Below are 21,373 nucleotides of genomic sequence, written 5' to 3' on the forward strand. Positions count from 1 at the left end.
GGCCGCTGACATCGGTCTCTAACATCTGGTTTGAGCGCAGAGTTTCAAGTGGGCTTCTGCGATATCCTTGCAAATACACGGGCCGCGGCCACGAGGCGAATTTCCTGACATTTCTCCCCCTTGGCGTTTTGGTCATCGGGTCTGAACGCCACGCGGCAGGCGAGTCTCTTTGCCGAGGCACTACCGTGTCAGCACCGTCATCGAGAATGTGACGACCGCGACCGTGATCATGGATCCGGCGATGGCCGACAGGATCGCTCGCGCACTCTCCGCGCCTAGACGCAGAAGCGGTCTCCGGGATGATGGGGGTTCCGGTCCAATCCTCACGGGCCCCTTCAGGCTGAGGATCATGGCCCCTGAGACTGAAGATCCCGCGCGGCGCTCCGGCGTCGCTTGCGTCAGGACGTTCTGCGAGCACACGAGCTTGCCGAGGCGCGAGTCCCGCAAACACTGCGCTGCGGTGCGCAATTTGGTCGCGCTTCATGAGCGTCGACCGGCCCTCAGGTCACGACATCCACACCGGCCAGACGGAAGGCCGCGATCTGCTCTGTTGCCGCTGCCCGGGTCGTCACGAGCGTGTCGATCTCTCCTACCTCCCGGGACCGGACGCGGCTCGTTTCTCCGAGCTTGCTCTGGTCGGCAAGGATGACCGAGCGCTGCGCCTGTGCCGCCATGGCAATGGCGATCTCGGCTTCCTGCAGATCGTAGAAGAATGCACCCTTGATCGGATGAACCGCGACTGGAGCGGAGAAGCAGAGGTCAACCTGGAACCTGCGGATCTCGGACAGGGTAAGCTCCCCCGCCGTTGCGGGGACGTCGGCAACCATCCTGCCCCCGAGCAGCAGAACCTCCTTGCCGGCGCCCTGAAGCGTCGTCGCGATATCCAGCGAGTTGGTAATCACCGACACGCCCGACAGTTTCGCGAGTTCGCGGGCAAAGATGGCCGTGGTCGTGCCGGCATCGACCAAGATCGTCTGCCCGGGCTGGATAAGACCGGCCGCCTTCCGTGCGATCTCGGACTTGGCGCGGATCTGGGCCGTCATGCGCTGGCGGAACGGCTCTTCGGAACGTGGCTCGGGCAGAACCGCACCGCCGTGGACACGGTTGACCTGTCCGTTTTTCTCGAGGTTCAGCAGGTCGCGCCGCACGGTCTCTCGCGAGACCTTTAGCAGGTCCGCGAGATCGTTGGCGTTCACCTGTCGGTTGGCTGCCAGCATGGACAGGATCCGCTGGTGACGTTCCTCTGCCCACATCAGGCCGCGCCCTTGGTCCGGCGGCGGCGTCCCATCAGGGCCAGGATCGCCTTCATGCTCAGCAGCGCCAGGCAGACGACCGCCATGACGCAGGTGGAAAAGGCCGCCGCCTGCGAGGTCAGCCCGGCGTCGTCCAGCCGCATGATGGTCACCGCCGCGACGCTCAGGTCCGGGGTGGTGAGGAAGACCACCGCCGACAGCGTCACCATGGAGCGCATGAAGAGGAAGAAGAAGACCGAGACCAGCATCGGCGCGATGAAGGGCGCGACGATGTCGATGGCCGTGCGCCCCAGCCCGGCGCCGATGCTGCCGGCCGCCTCCTCGAGCGCCTGCGGCAACTGGCGAAACCCGGTCATCAGGGTCAGGAAGCTCTGGGTGTGGTAGTGGTAGAAGTTGATGATCGCGATCAGCGCCGCCGTGCCGTAGAGCAGGTAGAGGGGGGTTGCGGTGGAATTGAACGTCAGGATGTAGGCAAGGCCAAGCACCATCCCCGGCACTGCGGCCGGCATCGCCGCCAGCATCTGGATCGCCTGCGCCGCGCCGCGCGGCAGGCGGCGCAGACCCAGGCCCAGCAGGAAGACTGCCAGCGTGCCCCCCGATGCCGCCATGAGCGAAATCACGATGGTGATCCAGAGCGACGAATAGCCACCAGCCAGCCTGATGTCGTAGTGCTTGGGCGAAAGTGCCATGTTGTAGGGCCACAGGGTGACGAAACTGGCGTAGACCACGATGCCGATGACCGCGACGATCGCCGCGCAGATCAGCAGCGACAGAGCTGCCATGACGATGTCGCGCAGCGGCGCGAAGTCCGGCCGGTAGAGCACCTGCCCGGTGGCCTGTCCGGTCTGTTGCCGCTTCATTGCCTGTCGCTCGATCGCATAGGAGACAACCGTGGGCAGCAGCAGCATGATGCCCACCACGGCCCCCATGTTGAAGTTCCGCTGGCCGACCACCTGCGAATAGATCTCGGTGGCCAGCACCGAATAATCCCCGCCGATCACCGCCGCGTTGCCGAAATCGGTGATCGTGATGGTGAAACAGACGAAGGCCGCGTTCAGGAGGCCGAAGCGCGCGGCCGGCAGCGTCAGGTCACGGAACTGGCGCGACGGCGAGGCGCCCATGACCTCTGCCGCTTCGTAGGCCCGCGCGTCCAGCAGGACCAGCGCCGCGCCGATGATCATCACCGCCTGAGGCAGGGCATAAAGGGTGTTCGCGATCAGCAGCCCCCAGAAGCCGTAGATCTCGATCTCGATACCGAGCGCCCGGCTGATCACGCCGTTGCGTCCCAGCAGGAAGATCAGCCCGAGCGCCTGCACCAGCGAGGGTGCGAGCAGCGGCAGGACAATGACGCCCCGGATCATCCACTTGCCCGGGAAGGCGCAGCGATGAAGCCCGTGCGCGATGATGAACCCCAGAAGCACGCTGAGCGCTGTCGTGGCGCCGCCCATGAGCATCGAATGCAACGTGGCGCGCCAGAATCCCGATGAGCCCAGAACCCGGCTGTAGTTCTCGAAACCGTAACCGTCCCCGACCGTCACGGATCGCAGGAACACGACCGCCATCGGGTAGAGAAAGAACAGGGTGAGCCCGAGAAGCGGCAGCCCGACACAGACAAAGGTCAGCACCCGGTCTGCGTCCGGCCCCCGGCGTGCGGAAGAAGCGGCCGTCTCGACGGCGCTCATGCCGGGCTCTCGGCCATTTGGCGGGCCATGTCATCGGCCACCCAGGTGCAGGCCTCCGGCGCGATGCTCAGGGTTACACGATCGCCCTCGCGGCAGGGGGCCGCGCCGTGGGTTTCGACGATCAGCGGCCCGACCGCGCTGTCCACCTCCAGCCGTCGCAGGTTGCCGAGAAAGCTGATGCCGCGCACGGTGGCGGTGGCGCTGCCGTCCGGGGCCGGGATCAGGCCGATCTGCTCGGGTCGGAGGCAGGCAACGACCCTGTCATCCGGCCCCTCCGGTCGCGTTGCCAACAGAGCCGGGAACGCGCGCCGTACCGCGTCTGTGGAGAGCAGGTTGCTTATCCCCATGAACTCCGCGACAAAACGGGTCTTCGGGCGTTGATAGAGGTCTTCCGGTGTCCCGGCCTGCACCACGACCCCGTGGTTCATGCAGATGATCTTGTCGGCCAGAGCCAGCGCCTCCTCCTGGTCGTGGGTGACCATCAGAGTGGGTATTCCCAGCGTGCGCTGAACGTGAAGGATTTCGCCTCGCAGCTCGGCCCGGACCTTGGCGTCCAGCGCCGACAGCGGTTCGTCCAGCAGCAGCAGGCGCGGATCGACGGCGATGGCCCGAGCCAGGGCGATCCGCTGTTGCTGACCGCCCGAGAGCTGGCCGGGATATTTGTCGGCGACATCCGGCAGCTTCACCAGCTCCAGCAGTTCCGCCACCCGTCGCGCCATCTCGGACCGGGAGGTTCCGCGGATCTTCAGCCCGTAGCCGATGTTTTCCGCCACCGTCATGTTGGGAAACAGCGAGTAGGATTGGAACACGATCCCGAATCCCCGCTTGCGCGCCGGCAGGTCGGACAGGGCCGCGCCCTCCAGCAGGATGTCGCCGCCATCCAGCCTGGACAGCCCGGCGATCAGCCGCAGCAGCGTCGTCTTTCCGCAGCCCGACGGCCCCAGCAGGCAAACGAATTCGCCCTGTTCAATCTCGATCGATACGCTGTCGAGCGCGGTAAACGGGCCGTAGGTTTTCGTCGCGTTGCGGACGGTCAGATACATGGTGTTCACGTCTACTTCAGATTTGGCGCGGGCCCGGAAAGGCCCGCGCGCAGGGAGCGGCCGCCCGGACCGCGATCAGCGGCCCAGCTTTTCCTTCCAGGTGGCCTTGACGGCGGTCTGGTTCTTGGCCGCCTGGACGAAGTCGATATCCGCAAGGATCGTCGAGATATCCGACGGCAGGCCGGCATCCTCGGCCGCTTGCGAGGCATCGGCACCCGGCACGGTGATCAGCGCCTTGTACTGCTGGTAAAGGCCGATCGCCTCGTCCGACATGGTCCAGTCAAGGAAGGCTTTCGCCGCCTCCTTGTTGTCCGAGCCGGCCATCAGGCCGGAGGCCTCGAGCTCATAGCCGACGCCGCCTTCGGGGAAGACCATGGCCAGTGGATAGCCTTCCGCGACGGATTGCATCGCGGTGAAGGCGAGGGAAATCCCGACGGTGTATTCGCCGACACGGGCGGACTTGCAGGGCTTTGAGCCGGACGAGGTGTACTGCGCCATGTTCGGGTCGATCGCCTCGAGCTGCGCCCAGCCCGCCTCTTCGCCCATGCTTTGCATAACCGCGTTCACGTGCAGATACCCGGTGCCGGAGGAATTCGGGTCAGGCATCAGGATCTCGCCCTTGAAGGCGGGGTTTTCGAGGTCTTTCCAGCTTGCCGGCATCGGCAGGCCCTTTTCCTCCAGCCGCGCGGTGTTGACACAGAACGCGCCCATATAGCCGATCGGTGCGAACCACTTGCCGCCTTCGTCGCGGAACTTGGCGGGCAGGACATCGACGCCCTGGGCCGCGTAGGGTTCCAGCATTTCAAGGATCTGGGGATCCATCATGGCGCTGACGGCCCATCCCCAGACCACATCGGCCTGCGGGTTGCCCGCCTCGGCCAGAAGACGCGCGCCGAGCTTGCCAGTGGACAGGCGCAACACGTTGATGTCGGTGTCGGGCATCGCCTTCTGCGCCGCCTCGACATAGGCCGCGATTTCCTCTTCTTCGAGGGCGGTGTAGACGGTGATCGCGTCAGCAGAGGCTGCTGCCGCCGAACACAGGGCGACCATCGAAGCCGCGGTGAGTTTGGTCCAGATCGTCATTGTCGTCTCTCCTTGTTGGTCCAAGCGTTCCTGAGCCGGTACCTGCCCCTGCGGCGCGGGTCTTCGCCGAGACCCGTTCTGATTGCCACGCCCGCTGCGTCTGGGTTTGGGTATATTTGTGTAGTCTTGCACTTTTGTGCAGTTTGTCTACAGATTAATTTCCGTAACGGACCGCGACGACCTATCAGACCGCACAAACTGGGAAAATTTATGCAAAGCCCTTCGATACCACTCGAACCGGAGATGCTGGCGCGGTTTGCCGATGAACTCGCCGACGTGACCGACGCCATGGCGATGAGCTATTTTCGTAAACCTCTGGACGTGGAGAGAAAGGCCGATCAATCGCCGGTCACCCTGGCGGACCGCGCCATCGAGGCGAAGATGCGTGAAAGGATCGCTCAGAAGTTTCCGGCACATGGGATCCTTGGCGAAGAGCACGAGAACACCCGCCTGGAATCTGCGCATATCTGGGTGCTTGACCCGATAGACGGGACAAAGAGCTTCATTTCAGGCATGCCGACTTTCGGCACACTGATCGCCTGCCTTTCCGACGGGGCCCCCGAACTTGGCGTCATCTCGATACCGCCGACCGGCGAACGCTGGATGGGGCTGCACGACAAACCGACAACACTGAACGGTACCCCCTGCCACACCAGCGGTCGGACCAGACTGGCTGACGCGACACTCTACACCACGACGCCCGACACGTTCGACGCGGCGGGAAGCGGGAAATTCGAGGCGCTGTCGGGACAGGTCGGCATGCGCCGTTTCGGGGGGGATTGTTATGCCTACGGGTTGCTGGCCTCGGGTCACGTCGACCTCGTGTTCGAAATGGGCCTGCATCCTTACGATTACATGGCCTTGGTGCCAGTGATCGAAGGCGCCGGCGGCGTCATCACCGACTGGCAGGGAGGCCCCCTGGGCCTGCACTCGGACGGCCATGTCATCGCCGCGGCCAGCGCGGCCCTTCACCAGGAGGCACTGGCAGCTTTGTCCTGAACCGGGAGAGCGTTCAGACACCCGCGCGTGAATTGTCCAAGGGTCTGCGGACGGCGCTTGGTAGAGATGACGTCGGAACAAACGTCGGGTTCGGGGCAGGCAGTTGTCATCCGCCGTGCGGCGCATGAGCGGCGGAAGCAGGCCGATCGCGTCACTTTCTTGATCCATCAGCATCTAGCATAGGCCGTGGCGGAATACCTGGGTCAGTCCCGCGCCCATCCGCCTGCCACCAGTGCGCAGGCCAAATCGCGACCATTCGGCAGATCGCAGCGCGCCACGAACCGGCGATAGCGATCCACGTCCATCACTTCGCATCGCAGTTCGATCCCATGAGCCCCCCGGCGCCGCCTGGGGCTCTGGCCCGCCAGCCTCGTGCATCTCGGCTGCGTCGATGCTTCAAAGCCAAATGGCGATACCACCCGCGCGCAGGTCGTCGCCGTCTATGACGGCGTAGGTGAGCAGCAGGAGTATCGCGGCGGCGGCATTCATTTTATGAAGCGTGCAGTGGTTCGGTGAACCTGACGAAGGTTAAGAACCTTGGACAAACCGTGAAAACACCCCGTTTACAAAGCGTCCTGCTGTCCAAAAATCATTAACTTGGCCAAGGGCGCACTTGTTACACCGAAGATGTCGGGAGTTCGGATCTCTCATCACCCACCAACCCATCCCCGCGTGTCGTGGAGGGCTGTGCGAATTTGCACAGTTCGTATGGTTTTTCTCGAGTGGTTTGCGTTGATGCGCGAACCTAGGTTTATCCTGCCCCCAGACAGGAGACCGCAAGATGAGCTGGAACCCCGCCCTTGACCCGCAATTGCCCGCCGCCGGCACGCTGGATGCCGTCGAGACCGTGATCGTGCCGCGGGCCCGTGACCTTGGCGGCTTCGAGGTGCGCCGCGCCTTGCCCGCCCCGCGCCGGCAGATGGTCGGTCCTTTCATATTCTTCGATCAGATGGGCCCGGCCGAGTTTCTGACCGGTCAGGGGATCGACATCCGCCCGCATCCGCATATCGGACTGGCCACGGTGACGTATCTCTACAAGGGCCGGTTTCATCACCGGGATTCGCTGGGCACCGACCAGTGGATCGATCCGGGCGCGGTCAACCTGATGACGGCCGGCCATGGGGTGACCCATTCCGAACGCGTCGACGGGGACATGCTCAAGGCGCCCTATGACCTCTTCGGCATTCAGACCTGGATCGCGCTTCCCGAGGACCGCGAGGACGGCCCGGCGGGTTTTGTCCATGCGCCCAAAGACAGCCTGCCGCTGCTGCGGGGCGAGGGCAAGGAGGTGCGGCTGATCCTGGGTGATGCCTGGGGTGAACGCGCCCCGGTCAGCACACCGTCCGAGATGTTCTACGCCGATGCCGTGCTGGACCCCGGCGCGGCGATCCCGCTGCCCGACAATCACGAGGACCGCGGCGCCTATGTGATCGCCGGCACGATCGAGGTCGCCAGCGAGGTTTTCGGGGCTGGCCGGATGATGGTGTTCCGCCCCGGCGACCGGATCAGCTTGCGCGCCGGGCCGCAGGGGGCGCGCCTGATGCTGCTGGGCGGCGCCACGCTGGGCGGGCCGCGCCATATCTGGTGGAATTTCGTCGCCTCCTCGAAAGAGCGGATCGAGGCCGCGAAAGAGGCCTGGCGTCAGGCCGACTGGGCGCATGGCCGGTTCCGGCTGCCGCCCACGGACAACGCGGAGTTCATCCCGCTGCCGAAGGTATGATCGGGCCGTGCGCCGTCATCCGTGCGACGGGCTGCGGGCGGGACGTGCTGATGCCTTGAACCAGGCCGGGCGGGCGCGGTGTTGCGGTCGCCATGCGGGGCGTCAGGACCGGCCTGGCCGGGCCGGGCGGGCACGGTCCGTCGCCCCGCGCCAATGCGTCCGGGCAGGGCCGAAAAAACCTGCAAAAATCCGCAAACCCGGCTTGACGGGGCAGGGGCGTGGCCATAATACAGCCCAACGTCCGGCGCGTCCGGGCGGGCAGTGAGCGGTTGTAGCTCAGTTGGTTAGAGTACCGGCCTGTCACGCCGGGGGTCGCGGGTTCGAGCCCCGTCAACCGCGCCATCGCTGCCATCCCCGGTCCGGGGGTTATCGGGCCGAAGTCGAAAGACTCATGCGCGGTTGTAGCTCAGCTGGTTAGAGTACCGGCCTGTCACGCCGGGGGTCGCGGGTTCGAGCCCCGTCAACCGCGCCACTTTCGTCGCAAGGAGATTCCTGCAAAGATGGGCGCGCTTTTCGACCGGATTTCCTGGGAGTTTGCCTTTTTGCTGGCGGTCACGCTGGGGCTGGCCCCCTTTGTGCCCGCGCCGCATGTCTGGGAAAAGCTGCAGATGCTGGCCGACGGCACGCTGGGCCGACCCATCGACCTCTTCGATCTGGCGCTGCACGCGGCGCCCTGGCTGCTGTTGCTGGGCAAGGCGGGGCGCTCCTGGCGCCTGCGGAGCGCCGCGCCGGATTGACACCCTGGCGCCGCCGCGGCGGACGGGCGCGGGAACGTCTGCGCACCGGGCCTGCCGGGCTTGACACCAATCCGTTACATGACTGACACTTAATTGAAAACGGTCCGGCAGATTTCGCCGGACGGGTCATGTTTCATTGACGGAGAGAGCAGATTTCCATTCACCTTTCCAAACCCCGGGGCGGCGTCTCTGATGCGGGACGGCTTCTGAAACTCCTGCTGCGGGACGATGTGGCGTGCCGCACCTCCACCGTGTTGATGTGCGTGACGGTCGCGCTGGTGGCGGTCTTTGCCATTGCCGGGATCTGGGATGAACAGTCGCGGATCGCGCACGCGCTGTTTCGCAACCTGAACCCAAGCTGGGATGAGGGAGTGACCGAGAGTTTCAATCACGGCCTGTCCTTCTCGGCCGCGGTTTTTCTGCTGATGGCCTATATGCAGGTCCGCGCCCGGGTCTTTGTGTTCCTGACCGCACTTTACGGGTTCATCTGGCTTGACGATTCCGCGCAATATCATGAACGCGTGGGCGAGAAGCTGAGCGAGGCGCTGAACATTCCCGTCACCTTCGGCCTCGGCCCTCAGGAATACGGCGAGCTTCTGGCCTGGGCTTTTGCCGGCCTGGTTCTGCTGGCGGTGTTCCTGTGGTTCTGGGGCGGCCGCCGCCCGGGCGATACCGGGATCGTCCTGCCGTTCTTCATGTGTTTCTTGCTGCTGGTGCTCTTCGGCGTGATCGCCGACATGATTCATATGCTGGTACCGATGCGCTTCGACACCATCATGCAGGTGATCGAGGACGGCGGCGAGATGGTCGCCATTGCCGCCAGCACCGCGCTGGCGATGGGGATCTCGCGTAACGTGACGGCCTATTACGGCGGCGTCGACGAGGTGGCGGCGGCGTAGCGTATCGCCTGCCCGATCTGAACCGGGCCGGGGGCGCCGGCCCGATGCCGAGGTCAGCAAACAGAGCGAGCCGCCCGGCGGCACCGGTCAACGGGCCGCCCCGGGCGGGTGTTTCAGGTTTTCGGAAGGGTCATCGGCGGAGGGCCGGATGACAGTCGGATCGGCAGCGGCGCCCGGGTAATCCCGCGGGCGCCGCTGCCATCGCGCTCAGCCCGCCTGGGTCAGCGCGTCCAGCACCCGGGCCCAGCTGCGGATGCCCTTGTGAAAGCTTTTGACGTCGTATTTCTCGTTCGGGCTGTGGATCGCGTCGTCATCGTTGGCGAAACCGATCAGCATCGCGTCGAGTCCCAGCACCGATTTGAAGAACCCGGCGATCGGGATCGATCCGCCCATGCCGGTGAAAACCGCCTCGCGGTCCCATTCGTCGCTGAGCGCGCCGCGCGCGGCCTCGAATTCGGGGCGGGCGATGTTCATCACCGGCGCGCGCGAGCCTTCGCTGTCGTTGTCCCAGGTCACCTTGGCGTCGGGCGAGAGGCGACCCTCGACATGTTTGCGGATATGCTTGCGCAGCGCGTCGGGATCCTGATCGCCGACCAGCCGGCAGGTGATCTTGCAATGCGCCTGGGAGGGGATCACGGTCTTGGAGCCGGCGCCGTTGTAACCGCCCCACATCCCGTTGACCTCCAGCGTCGGCCGCGCCCATTGCTGCTCCAGTGTGGAATAGGCCTTTTCGCCATGGGGCACGGTGTAGCCGACGGAATTGAGATACTCCGCCTCGTCGAAGCCGCAGGTCTGCCATTGGCGCAGCTGCTCGGCCGGGACCTCGTGTACGCCCTCGTAGAAACCATCGACGGCCACGCGCCCGGTCTCCTCGTCGTGGAACGAGGCGACGATGCGGGAAATCTCGCGCAGCGGGTTCAGGCCGGGGCCGCCGTAGTGGCCCGAGTGCAGGTCGATGCGCGGGCCGGTGATGGTGAACTCGTCCTTCAGCATGCCGCGTAGCTGCGAGGCGATCGAGGGCACGCCGCGCGACACCATCGAGGTATCGCAGATCAGCGCCAGATCGGCCTTCAGCTCGTCGGCGTTCGCCTCCATGAACGGCACCAGCGAGGGCGAGCCGCTTTCTTCCTCGCCCTCGAAGAAAAAGGTGATGCGGCAGGGCAGGGCGCCGTTCACCGCCTTCCACGCGCGGCAGGCCTCGACGAAGGTCATCAGCTGGCCCTTGTCGTCGCTGGCGCCGCGGCCGCGGATCACCTTGCCTGTCGGGGTCTCCTCGATCTGCGGCTCGAACGGCGGGGTGTTCCACAGGTTCAGCGGATCGACCGGCTGCACGTCGTAATGACCGTAGAACAGCAGGTGCGGGGCGTCGCTGCCCTCGTCGCCGACATGGCCCACAACCATCGGGTGGCCCGGAGTGGGACGTTTCTGCGCCGCGATGCCGATGCTGTTCAGATCGGCCACCAGCCAGTCGGCGGCCTTGTCGCATTCCGCCTTGTAGGCGGGGTCGGTCGAAACGGACTGAATCCGCAGCAGGTCCATCAGCCGATCGATGGATCCGGGCAGATCGGTATCGATTCGGGCAAGCACGGCGTCAAGCGACATTGAATGTCTCCTATAGTGGAATTTGGGGCGACCCTATCAAGGTCGGTTTCCCTGTCCAGTGGCGATCCGTTGATTCAGATCAAGGTTGCGACAATCTAACCGGGTCTAACAAGTTGATTGAAAGATGTGCGTTCTTTATGCAATTAAGTCTATCAGGGTGATATGCACGTCTATGAATTTGTCCATGTGGGGCGATTCAGAGCCAGCCAGAGGGGGATAGCCGGTGAACTACAGCGAGAAACTCGATGAGGCGATCGCCCGGCTCCACGACGAGGGCCGCTATCGGACCTTCATCGATATCGAGCGCCGGAACGGCCATTTCCCGCACGCGGTCTGGACCCGCCCCGACGGCACCCAGAGTGACATCACCGTTTGGTGCGGCAACGACTACCTCGGCATGGGGCAGCACCCGGTGGTGCTCGAAGCCATGCATGAGGCGCTCGACGCCGCCGGCGCCGGCTCGGGCGGCACCCGCAACATCTCGGGCACGACCGTTTTTCACAAGCGTCTTGAGGCCGAACTGGCCGATCTGCACGGCAAGGAGGCCGCACTGGTCTTCACCTCCGCCTATATCGCCAACGACGCAACGCTGAGCACCCTGCCCAAACTGTTTCCCGGCCTGATCATCTATTCCGACGCGTTGAACCATGCCTCGATGATCGAAGGTGTGCGCCGCAATGGCGGGGCCAAGCGGATCTTCCGCCACAACGACGTGGATCACCTGCGCGAACTGCTGGCCGCCGACGACCCCCGGGCGCCCAAGCTGATCGCCTTTGAATCGGTCTATTCGATGGACGGCGATTTCGGCCCCATCGAGGCGATCTGCGATCTGGCCGACGAGTTCGGCGCGCTGACCTATATCGACGAGGTGCACGCGGTCGGCATGTACGGCCCCCGCGGCGCCGGCGTGGCCGAGCGCGACCGGCTGATGCACCGGCTCGACATCATCAACGGCACGCTGGCCAAGGCGTTCGGCGTGATGGGCGGCTATATCGCCGCCTCGGCCAGGATGTGCGATGCCATCCGCTCCTATGCGCCGGGCTTCATCTTTACCACCTCGCTGCCGCCCGCGGTTGCGGCCGGCGCCGCGGCCAGCGTCGCCCATCTCAAGCGCGACCAGGAGCTGCGCGACCGGCATCAGACTCAGGCCAAGATCCTCAAGACCCGGCTCAAGGCGATGGGCCTGCCGATCATCGACCACGGCTCGCATATCGTTCCGGTGATTGTGGGCGATCCGGTGCACACCAAGAAGCTCTCGGACATGCTGTTGGAAAATTACGGCATCTATGTCCAGCCGATCAATTTCCCGACGGTTCCGCGCGGGACAGAGCGGCTGCGCTTCACCCCGTCTCCGGTGCATGGCCCGAATGAAATGGACAAGCTGGTGCGCGCGATGGACGAACTTTGGTCCCACTGTGCGCTGAATCGTGCCGAACTGGCCGGGTAATTCCCGATTTCCGTGCAATTTGCTTGAGCTGTGGTAGGTTTGTCGCAAGAACAGTCGCAGACGAATCTATCAGCGATTCCTCAGCGTGAATGTTTATAAGTGGCAGGCGGCACGGGACGGCAGGGATGATTGGGCGCAAAACGCAGCGCAAGGCCGAAGAGAACCTGATCGCCGAGATCAAGGGGTTCGATGATTTCGAGCTTCGGCTCGGCGACGTGATGCGCGGCGAACGGGCGACCATGGGCAAATCGCTGCTGGATGTGCAGCGCGATCTGCGGATCAAGGCCAGCTATATCGCCGCCATTGAAAACACCGATCCTGCCGCCTTTGACACTCCCGGTTTCATCGCCGGTTACGTGCGCTCTTATGCCCGCTATCTGAACATGAACCCGGACGAGGCTTATGACGCCTTTTGCCGCGAGAGCGGCTTTTCGGTGGCCCATGGCATGTCCGAAAAGGCCTCGGGCGTCAAACCGGCCCGCAGGATCGAGAAATCCGCCGCCGGCGGCGTCCGCGATCCCTTTACCGCGCCGAATACCCCCTTTGTCCCCGAGCGGGAGGGGGTTTTCAGCCAGATCGAGCCGCGCGCCGTCGGGTCGACGCTGGTGTTGCTGGCGCTGATCGGCGGCATCGGATACGGCGGCTGGGCCGTGCTGAAAGAGGTGCAACAGGTGCAGGTCGCACCGGTGGAACAGGTTCCGGTGGTGCTGACCGATCTCGACCCTCTGGCGGGCGCCGCCCGTCCGGGCAGCAGCGCCGGCATGAGCGCGCCGAGCGCCGAGGCGCTTGATCGTCTCTACCGCCCTCAGGCGCTGGACGTGCCGGTTCTGGTGGCGCGCGATGCGCCGATCTCCACCCTCGATCCGCGCAGCGTCGGCACCCTGCGGGCGCCGGAACTGCCGCAGGTGCAGACCGCATCGGCGGGCCAGACCCGGACCGACGAGCCGGTGCCGCAGGTTGTCGAGCATCCCGCGCCGAACCTGGTGATGGTGGCGGTGCGCCCCTCCTGGGTGCGGGTACGGGCCGCCGACGGCACGGTGATCTTCGAGGGGATCATGGAAAGTGGCCAGACCTATGAGGTGCCCGCCACCGAAGAGCCGCCAACCCTGCGCGCAGGCGAATCCGGGGCGATCTATTTCGAGCTGAACGGGCAGCATTTCGGGCCGGTGGGCGATCGCGGCGTGGTCACCTCGAACCTGCCCCTCTCGACCGAGGAGATCTCGGGGCGCTTCCAGGTCGCCGATCTGGAGCAGGACCGCGACCTCGCCCGCATGGTGGCCGAGGCACAGACCTCCGGTCAGTAGTCAGTAGCGTGGCCAGCAACGGGGCCCGGTCGACGGGCCCATTGCGGCGGCGCGGTGCGCGGCCTATCTAGGCCGGTAACGGACACAGGATCGAACGGACAGGCCCCCCATGTCGCTGAACCACGTGCGCCCGTGGCGCAATATCTATCGCCGCAAGTCGCGCCAGATCATGGTGGGCAATGTGCCCGTGGGCGGCGACGCTCCGATCACCGTGCAGACCATGACCAACACGCCAACCACCGATGTCGCGGCGACTGTGGCTCAGGTGCAGGCTGCGGCGGAGGCCGGGGCGGATATCGTGCGGGTCTCGGTGCCGGACGAGGCCAGCGCGAAAGCCCTGAAGGACATCGTCGCGGAAAGCCCGGTGCCGATCGTGGCCGACATCCATTTCCATTACCGCCGCGGGATCGAGGCGGCCGAGGCCGGCGCGGCCTGCCTGCGGATCAACCCGGGCAACATCGGCAGCCCCGAGCGGGTGCGCGAGGTGATCGCCGCGGCGCGCGATCACGGCTGCTCGATGCGGATCGGGGTGAACGCAGGAAGTCTGGAAAGACACCTGCTGGAGAAATATGGCGAACCCTGTCCCGAGGCCATGGTCGAGAGCGGACTGGAGCACATCAGGCTATTGGAAGATAACGATTTTCACGACTTCAAGATCAGCGTGAAAGCCTCGGATGTGTTCCTCTCGGCGGCGGCGTACCAGGGGATCGCCGAGGCGACGGATGCGCCGATTCACCTTGGCATCACCGAGGCGGGCGGGTTGATGTCGGGCACCATCAAATCGGCGATCGGGCTGGGCAATCTGCTGTGGATGGGCATCGGTGACACCCTGCGGGTGAGCCTGTCGGCGGACCCGGTGGAAGAGGTGAAGGTCGGCTATGAGATCCTGAAAAGCCTCGGGCTGCGGCATCGCGGGGTCAACATCATCTCCTGCCCGTCCTGCGCGCGGCAGGGGTTCGATGTGATCAAGACCGTTGAAATCCTTGAGAAAAGACTGGAGCACATCAAGACGCCGATGTCCCTGTCGATCATCGGCTGCGTGGTCAACGGGCCGGGCGAGGCGCTGATGACCGACGTCGGGTTCACCGGCGGCGGCGCCGGGTCCGGCATGGTCTATCTGGCCGGCAAGGCAAGCCACAAGATGAGCAACGAGAAGATGGTCGACCATATCGTCGAAGAGGTCGAGAAGCGGGCCGAGGCGCTGGACGTGGCGGCCGCGGCGGCGGAAGAGGCGGCCGAGTAGGCCCGTTTCGGGGAGTTTCGAGGGCGTTTTGTACGGTTTGCGGCGCTCGGAATCCGGCGAAAAGGCCGGGTTGGAGAGTTTTCGCCGCGTTTTGTACAACATCCCGGAATGAGAGCTTCGTCCGGAAAAGCGATACATCGAGACGACTTGAAGCCTCCCTCCGAGCTTTTGCGCTCCAGCGCGGAATCAAGGCCGCAGGCCGCCTGTCGTGCATTGCAAAGCAATGCACTGTCGGCAGGCGATTGCATGCACTGCGTGAATTCTTGATGGCTGGGCACGGCCGCCAAAAGACATATATCAGACTCGAAATTTGCCGCCTGCGGCACCGGGGGGACTGGTGGCGCCGGTCCCGCTGGGGCAGAAAGGCGCACGATGAGCAACGAAGGAGCGAGCGACATGACCACGCGCGAGGCGGTACTGGAGGAGTTGAAGGCGCTGACCGATCCGGGCAGCGGGCAGGATATCGTGAGCGCCGGGATCGTGCGCGCGCTGGCGGTCGAGGGGGATACGGTGCGCTTCGTGCTGGAGATCGACCCGAAGCAGGCCGAGGCGATGGAGCCGGTGCGCGCGGCAGCCGAGGCGCGGGTCAAGGCGATGCCCGGCGTGGCCAAGGCCTCGGTGATGATGACGGCGCATTCCGAGAAGGCGCCGCCGGATCTGAAGGCCGCGGCCAAACCGAAACCGGCGGGCCCGCAGGCGGTGCCGGGGGTCAAGCATATCGTCGCGATCGCATCCGGAAAGGGCGGCGTGGGCAAATCCACCGTCGCCGCCAACCTCGCCGTGGCGCTGGCCGCCGAGGGCAAGAAGGTCGGGCTGCTGGATGCCGATATCTACGGGCCGTCGCAGCCGCGCATGATGGGGGTGTCGAAACGCCCCGCCAGCCCGGACGGCAAGACCATCATCCCGCTGCAGGCCCATGGCGTCACCATGATGTCGATCGGGCTGATGATGCAGGAGGGGCAGGCGGTGGTCTGGCGCGGTCCGATGCTGATGGGGGCGTTGCAGCAGATGATGACCCAGGTCGCCTGGGGCGAGCTGGACGTCCTGCTGATCGACCTGCCGCCGGGGACCGGCGACGTGCAGCTGACGCTGAGCCAGAAGTTTCAGGTGGATGGCGCGGTTGTGGTCTGCACGCCGCAGGACGTGGCGCTGCTGGATGCGCGCAAGGGCATCGACATGTTCCGCCAGCTCAAGACCCCGATCCTGGGCATGATCGAGAACATGTCGACCCATATCTGTTCCAACTGCGGCCATGAGGAACATCTGTTCGGCCATGGCGGCGTTCGGGCCGAGGCGGAAAAGCTGGGGGTTCCGCTGCTGGCCGAGATCCCGCTGCACCTGGAGATCCGGCTTTCCGGCGACGCCGGCACGCCGGTGGTGGCGGCTGCCCCCGACAGTGCGCAGGCGGCGGCGTTCCGTGTCGCCGCGCGCGAGCTGATGGCGCAGGGCGTGGTCTGAGCCGGAGGGGGGGCGGTTCGGCGGGCCGCGGCTCGCCCTGCCGCGTCCGGCCCCTAGTAGTAGACCCAGGAGGATGTGCTGATCGCGGCCTCGACCTCGGCGGCGGTGGCATCCAAAACGGTGATCAGGCTGTCGACCTCGGGATCGGCCATGGCGATGGTCACGTTGGCCCCGTCCTGGGCGACGATCACCCCGGAGGCATCCTCGATACGGCCAAGCCTGATCGTGTCGGTGGCCTCGAAATCGGTTATGGTGTCGCTGCCGCTCTTGCCGCTGACCCCGAACCGGGCGAACACGAAAGCGTCCTCTCCCGCACCGCCGCTGAGGCTGTCGTCACCGCCGTCGCCCAGCAGCCGGTCATTGCCGCCGCCGCCCGAGAGCGTGTCGCTGCCCCGGCCGCCGTAGATGGTATCGTTGCCGCGCCCGCCAAGCAGAAGGTCATTGCCGTTATCGCCATTGATGTAGTCGCGGCCGCCCTGGCCGCGGATCACATCGCGCTGGCCACCACCCTGGAGGCTGTCGCCGCGATCCCCGCCGACGATCCGGTCGCGTCCGGCGCCGCCGCGGATGAAATCATAGCCGTCACCGCCGAAAAGCCGGTCCTTGCCGGCCCCGCCCGACAGGGTGTTGTTGCCGCCCATCCCGTGGATGACGTCGTCGCCGGCGTAGCCGGACAGGGTATCGTAGCCGGCGGTGCCGGTGATCGTGTCGTCGCCGGAGAGCAGCACGGCGAGGGGGCTTTTGCTGCCCATCATGGCCACCCAGGTGGCGGCGGCATCGGCGGAGATGTCGCGCAGCGTCACCAGTTCGGTATCGCCCAGGCCGATGGTGACCCCGGTCACCGTGCCGGCGACGGTGGCCAGTGGGCCATAGGTGAAGCTGCCGGCGATCTCGACCGACAGGATGGAGGTGCGGGTCTCGTAATCGGGCGGGCCTGAGTAGTAGCGGAAGGTTGTCGCGGCCTCGATCAGGCTGTCATCGGCGGTGAGCGGGCCGTCGACCCTGAACAGCTTTTGCAGGTTGCTGCCCAGCGGAAGGGTGGGGAAATCGTCGGGGAGGGGGGAAAAGGACAGGGTTGCCATGTGCTGTCTCCTGAAAACCATTGAAAACAATGCCGTCCCGCGGGGACGGGGGGGCCGGCGAATCGCGCCGGCGAAAGACCCGGGAAGAGAGTAGCACGGTGCGGGGGCGGCCCAAAATGTCGGGGCCTGCGTCTATTCCACGCCGGAGAAGCCGCCGAACTGGCCGCGCTTGTAGATCAGGCCCTGGCCGGGGCGGTGCATGGCGCCCAGAACGCGGCCGACGATGATGGTATGGTCGCCGCCCGGGTGGCAGGCCTCGGCGGCGCAGTCGAAGCGCGCGAGGCAGTCGGCGAGGATCGGCACCCCGCCGGCGTCCGGCGTCCAGTCGAGCGCCGAGAAGTCGTGGCCGCTGCGGGCAAAGCGGGCGGCGATCGCCTGCTGATCCTCGCTCATCACATGGATGGCATAGCGGGGCGCGGCGGCAAAGGCGTCGTGGCGCAACGAGCGTTTTGCGGCGCACCAGAGCACCAGCGGCGGATCGAGCGAGACCGAGGCGAAGGAATTGGCGGTGATCGCCAGCGGGCCGTCCCCGGTGGCGGTGGTGACCACGGCGACGCCGGTGGCAAAGCAGCCCAGCGCGTCGCGAAAGGCACGGGCCGTGTCGGGGCCGGGGACAAAACGGGTCTCGGTCATCTGCTCGCGCGCCTTTGTCACAGGAAAACTGTCACAGGGGCCCACGTGCCATGGACCGGCGCGTTTGTCCATGCTTTCGGCGGCGATGGGGAGGGGGCCGGCCCGTGCCGGGCCGGCCCCGGTCGTTCAGGCCAGGGCGCCCTTGACGATTCCGGCCATGGCGCCGGCGATGGTGCCGATCTCGCCCATGGCGTCGATCCGTTGCAGCACGCCCTTGCCCTCGTAATAGGCGATCAGCGGGGCGGTCTGGGCGTGATAGGCCTCCAGCCGGCTGGCGACGGTCTCGGCGGTGTCGTCGGGACGGCGGGTCATCTCGGTGCCGCCGCATTTGTCGCAGATGCCGTCCCGGGCCGGTGTCTTGAAGCTGTCGTGATAGCCCTCGCCGCAATTGGCGCAGGTGTAGCGGCCCGAGATCCGCGCCACCATGGCGTTGTCGACCACCTCGAGGCTGATGGCGGCGTTGATCTTCTGGCCGCTCTCGGACAGCAGATCGTCCAGCGCCGAGGCCTGCACGGTGGTGCGCGGGAAGCCGTCCAGGATGACGCCGCGGGCGCAGTCGGCATCGGCGATGCGGTCGCGCAGGATGGCGATGACGATCTCGTCGCTGACCAGCTGGCCGGCCTCCATCACCGCCCTGGCGGCCTGGCCGGCAGGGGTGCCGGCGGCCACGGCGGCGCGCAGCAGATCCCCGGTGGAGAGCTGCACGAGGCCGAATTTCTCCTCCAGCATGCGGGCCTGGGTGCCCTTTCCGGCGCCCGGAGGCCCGAGAAGGATCAGCACGGCCGGGGCGGTTGTCACGGTTGTGGCTCCGTCCATGAAAGGCTCCTTAAGTCGCGGCGCGGTTGGCGATCAGATCGTCGACCACCGAGGGGTCGGCGAGGGTCGAAGTGTCGCCGAGCGCGCCATAGTCATTCTCGGCGATCTTGCGCAGGATGCGGCGCATGATCTTGCCCGAGCGGGTTTTCGGCAGGCCCGGCGCCCACTGGATCACGTCCGGCGAGGCGATCGGGCCGATCTCGGTGCGGACCCAGCTGCGCAATTCCTTGCGCAGTTCTTCGCTGGGTTCGCGGTCGTTCATCAGGGTGACATAGCAATAGATGCCCTGGCCCTTGATCTCGTGCGGGTAGCCGACCACGGCGGCCTCGGCGACGGCGGCATGGGCGACCAGCGCGCTTTCCACCTCGGCGGTGCCCATGCGGTGGCCGGAGACGTTGATCACGTCATCGACGCGGCCGGTGATCCAGTAGTCGCCGTCGGCGTCGCGGCGGCAGCCGTCACCGGAGAAGTAATAGCCCTTGTAGTCGGAGAAATAGGTTTTCTCGAACCGCTCGTGATCGCCCCAGACGGTGCGCATCTGGCCAGGCCAGCTGTCCTTGATGCAGAGCACCCCCTCGGTCGGGCTCTCGTGGATCTCTTCGCCCGATTGCGGGTCGAGAACCACGGGCTGCACGCCGAAGAAGGGCTTCATCGCCGCGCCCGGTTTGGTCGCATGGGCGCCGGGCAGCGGGGTCAGCAGATGGCCGCCGGTCTCGGTCTGCCACCAGGTGTCGACGATCGGGCAGCGGCCCTGGCCGACGACCTCGTTGTACCAGGTCCAGGCCTCGGGGTTGATCGGCTCGCCCACGGTGCCCAAAAGGCGCAGCGAGGACAGGTCGCATTTCTCGACGAAGCCCTTGCCTTGGCCCATCAGCGCGCGGATCGCGGTGGGGGCGGTATAGAACTGGGTCACCTTGTGCTTTTCGCAGACCTGCCAGAAGCGGCTGGCGTCGGGCCAGGTCGGCACGCCCTCGAACATCAGCGTGGTGGCGCCATTGGCGAGCGGGCCGTAGACGATATAGCTGTGGCCGGTGACCCAGCCGACATCGGCGGTGCACCAGTAAACGTCGCCGTCGTGATAGTCGAAGGTGATCTCATGCGTCATCGCGGCATAGGCCAGGTAGCCGCCCGAGGTGTGCACGACGCCCTTGGGCTGGCCGGTGGAGCCGGAGGTGTAGAGGATGAAGAGCGGATCCTCGGCGTTCATCTCGACCGGGCGGGAGTAGTCGTTGGCCTCAAGCACCATTTCATTATAGTCGTGGTCGCGGCCCTCGACCCAGGTGGTCTGGCCGCCGGTGCGTTTCACCACCAGGCATTTCACCGTGTCCTTGCAGTGCAGCAGCGCCGCGTCGGCGTTGGATTTCAGCGGCGTCTTGCGGCCGCCGCGCGGGGCGTGGTCGGCGGTGATCACGACCTTGGCGTCGCAGCCGTTGACCCGGGCGGCCAGCGCGTCGGGGGAAAAGCCGGCGAAGACGATGGAATGGATCGCGCCGATGCGGGCGCAGGCCAGCATGGCATAGGCCGCCTCGGGGATCATCGGGAGATAGATCACCACCCGGTCGCCCTTGCGCACGCCCATGGTCTCGAGGATGTTGGCCATCCGGCAGACCCGGCGGTGCAACTGGGCATAGGTGATATGTTCGGCCGCCTCGTCGGGATCGTCCGGCTCGAAGATGATCGCGGTCTGATCGCCGCGGGTCTCCAGATGGCGGTCGATGCAGTTTGCGGCGACGTTGAGGGTGCCGTCGCCGAACCACTCGATATGGATGTTGCCGGGCTCGAAGCTGACGTTCCTGACCTTGGTAAAGGGCTTGATCCAGTCGATGCGTTTGCCGTGTTCGGTCCAGAACGCCTCGGGGTCGGCGACGGAGGCGGCGTACATCGCGTCGTACTTGGCCGCGTCCACATGGGCGCGGGCGATGGTTTCGGGCGAGGGCGGGAAAACCGCGGTTTCGCTTTGCGCAGGATTGGTCATGTCAGTCTCCTCCCTCTGACGGTCACGTTTCGTCGGCACGGCAAGTCTAAAGCACGCATGGCCGACGGATTCCACTCCGCCGCGTATCATATCGGCGACTGAAAATAAGGGAATAACCGACAGAAAAGAAACGATTTGCTTGTAAATCCCTTTCAGGAAGGTCGAGTTAAACTGTAAAAATGGACCAATTGGACTTTGAGATTGTCAGTTTAATCAAATGGTTGGGTGTCAATAAATTTGCGGCCCGGCTTTCACGGCCTGGCCGGGGCGGCGGGTCTGGCCGGGGTTTCGGGCTGTTGCGTGGGGGTGGCGTGGTGTGACATTTTGTTTCGGTATGCAATTGCATACCGCGCTCCGGACTCGGGGGCCGGGCTGCGACTCGCGGGTCCGGGCGGGG

Annotated in this window: 18 protein-coding genes and 2 tRNA genes; 10 read left to right on the top strand and 10 right to left on the bottom strand. The window is 65.5% G+C overall.

All coding sequences use genetic code 11. The features are described from left to right. Positions 1-180 precede the first annotated feature (180 nt). The 5 genes from E1832_RS23250 to E1832_RS03670 all read right to left on the bottom strand — a co-directional run bounded on the left by E1832_RS23250 (position 181) and on the right by E1832_RS03670 (position 5,061). On the bottom strand, positions 181-351 hold the full coding sequence (locus E1832_RS23250) for a DUF2254 family protein (RefSeq protein ID WP_133358378.1): 171 nt from the start codon (positions 349-351) through the stop codon (positions 181-183). Positions 352-500: 149 nt separating this feature from the next. Further along, on the bottom strand, positions 501-1,253 hold the full coding sequence (locus E1832_RS03655; RefSeq protein WP_133358379.1) for a DeoR/GlpR family DNA-binding transcription regulator: 753 nt from the start codon (positions 1,251-1,253) through the stop codon (positions 501-503). Then, positions 1,253-2,935 carry an ABC transporter permease subunit gene (locus E1832_RS03660; RefSeq protein ID WP_133358380.1) on the bottom strand — a complete coding sequence of 561 codons (1,683 nt, stop codon included), beginning with the start codon at positions 2,933-2,935 and terminating at the stop codon, positions 1,253-1,255. Before E1832_RS03660 ends, E1832_RS03655 begins: the two co-directional genes overlap by 1 nt. Further along, positions 2,932-3,978, bottom strand: coding sequence for an ABC transporter ATP-binding protein (locus tag E1832_RS03665; protein WP_133358430.1), 1,047 nt, complete (start codon positions 3,976-3,978; stop codon positions 2,932-2,934). The genes E1832_RS03660 and E1832_RS03665 overlap by 4 nt, the downstream gene beginning before the upstream one ends. Positions 3,979-4,053: 75 nt before the next feature. Further along, on the bottom strand, positions 4,054-5,061 hold the full coding sequence (locus E1832_RS03670) for an ABC transporter substrate-binding protein (RefSeq protein ID WP_133358381.1): 1,008 nt from the start codon (positions 5,059-5,061) through the stop codon (positions 4,054-4,056). Between the two features lie 243 nt (positions 5,062-5,304). Here E1832_RS03670 and hisN point away from each other — a divergent pair, with 243 nt between their 5' ends. The 6 genes from hisN (at position 5,305) to E1832_RS03700 (ending at position 9,416) form a co-directional block, all read left to right on the top strand. Continuing rightward, a complete protein-coding gene (hisN, locus tag E1832_RS03675) occupies positions 5,305-6,060 on the top strand; it encodes a histidinol-phosphatase (protein WP_245513801.1) in 756 nt (251 codons plus the stop codon). A gap of 781 nt (positions 6,061-6,841) precedes the next feature. Beyond that, the gene (locus E1832_RS03680) at positions 6,842-7,780 is read left to right on the top strand and encodes a pirin family protein (protein WP_133358383.1); all 939 of its coding nucleotides are present in this window, start codon (positions 6,842-6,844) and stop codon (positions 7,778-7,780) included. Between the two features lie 265 nt (positions 7,781-8,045). Next, positions 8,046-8,122: transfer RNA gene (locus E1832_RS03685), tRNA-Asp, on the top strand. A 53-nt stretch (positions 8,123-8,175) separates the two neighbouring features. Then, positions 8,176-8,252, top strand: a tRNA-Asp gene (locus E1832_RS03690). 28 nt (positions 8,253-8,280) lie between these two features. Beyond that, complete coding sequence (locus E1832_RS03695; protein ID WP_133358384.1) at positions 8,281-8,517, top strand: RND transporter; 237 nt, start codon at positions 8,281-8,283, stop codon at positions 8,515-8,517. Positions 8,518-8,747: 230 nt separating this feature from the next. Then, entirely contained in the window at positions 8,748-9,416 is a 669-nt protein-coding gene (locus E1832_RS03700) for a hypothetical protein (RefSeq protein WP_133358385.1), read from the top strand. A 207-nt stretch (positions 9,417-9,623) separates the two neighbouring features. Here the strand turns inward: E1832_RS03700 and E1832_RS03705 are convergent, their stop codons facing one another. Continuing rightward, a complete protein-coding gene (locus E1832_RS03705; RefSeq protein ID WP_133358386.1) occupies positions 9,624-11,018 on the bottom strand; it encodes a M20/M25/M40 family metallo-hydrolase in 1,395 nt (464 codons plus the stop codon). A gap of 223 nt (positions 11,019-11,241) precedes the next feature. Between E1832_RS03705 and hemA the strand changes: the two genes are divergently transcribed. The 4 genes from hemA to apbC all read left to right on the top strand — a co-directional run bounded on the left by hemA (position 11,242) and on the right by apbC (position 16,470). Then, a complete protein-coding gene (hemA, locus tag E1832_RS03710) occupies positions 11,242-12,465 on the top strand; it encodes a 5-aminolevulinate synthase (protein ID WP_133358387.1) in 1,224 nt (407 codons plus the stop codon). Between the two features lie 125 nt (positions 12,466-12,590). Beyond that, positions 12,591-13,769: a helix-turn-helix domain-containing protein gene (locus E1832_RS03715; protein WP_133358388.1), complete on the top strand. Its 1,179-nt coding sequence runs from the start codon at positions 12,591-12,593 to the stop codon at positions 13,767-13,769. 109 nt (positions 13,770-13,878) lie between these two features. Continuing rightward, positions 13,879-15,012, top strand: coding sequence for a flavodoxin-dependent (E)-4-hydroxy-3-methylbut-2-enyl-diphosphate synthase (gene ispG / locus E1832_RS03720; RefSeq protein WP_133358389.1), 1,134 nt, complete (start codon positions 13,879-13,881; stop codon positions 15,010-15,012). 396 nt (positions 15,013-15,408) lie between these two features. Then, the gene (gene apbC, locus E1832_RS03725; RefSeq protein ID WP_133358431.1) at positions 15,409-16,470 is read left to right on the top strand and encodes an iron-sulfur cluster carrier protein ApbC; all 1,062 of its coding nucleotides are present in this window, start codon (positions 15,409-15,411) and stop codon (positions 16,468-16,470) included. A 53-nt stretch (positions 16,471-16,523) separates the two neighbouring features. Here apbC and E1832_RS03730 read toward each other — a convergent pair whose 3' ends face one another. From E1832_RS03730 to acs, 4 genes are all read right to left on the bottom strand, one after another. Then, complete coding sequence (locus E1832_RS03730; RefSeq protein ID WP_165978791.1) at positions 16,524-17,552, bottom strand: calcium-binding protein; 1,029 nt, start codon at positions 17,550-17,552, stop codon at positions 16,524-16,526. A 132-nt stretch (positions 17,553-17,684) separates the two neighbouring features. Beyond that, positions 17,685-18,185, bottom strand: a complete 501-nt coding sequence (locus E1832_RS03735; RefSeq protein WP_133358391.1) for a flavin reductase family protein — start codon at positions 18,183-18,185, stop codon at positions 17,685-17,687. A gap of 126 nt (positions 18,186-18,311) precedes the next feature. Continuing rightward, positions 18,312-19,001: an adenylate kinase gene (locus E1832_RS03740; protein WP_133358392.1), complete on the bottom strand. Its 690-nt coding sequence runs from the start codon at positions 18,999-19,001 to the stop codon at positions 18,312-18,314. Positions 19,002-19,011: 10 nt separating this feature from the next. Further along, a complete protein-coding gene (gene acs / locus E1832_RS03745; protein WP_133358393.1) occupies positions 19,012-20,976 on the bottom strand; it encodes an acetate--CoA ligase in 1,965 nt (654 codons plus the stop codon). Positions 20,977-21,373: the final 397 nt, after the last annotated feature.

It is taken from the genome of Antarcticimicrobium luteum (genome assembly GCF_004358185.1).
Lineage (GTDB): Bacteria > Pseudomonadota > Alphaproteobacteria > Rhodobacterales > Rhodobacteraceae > Antarcticimicrobium > Antarcticimicrobium luteum.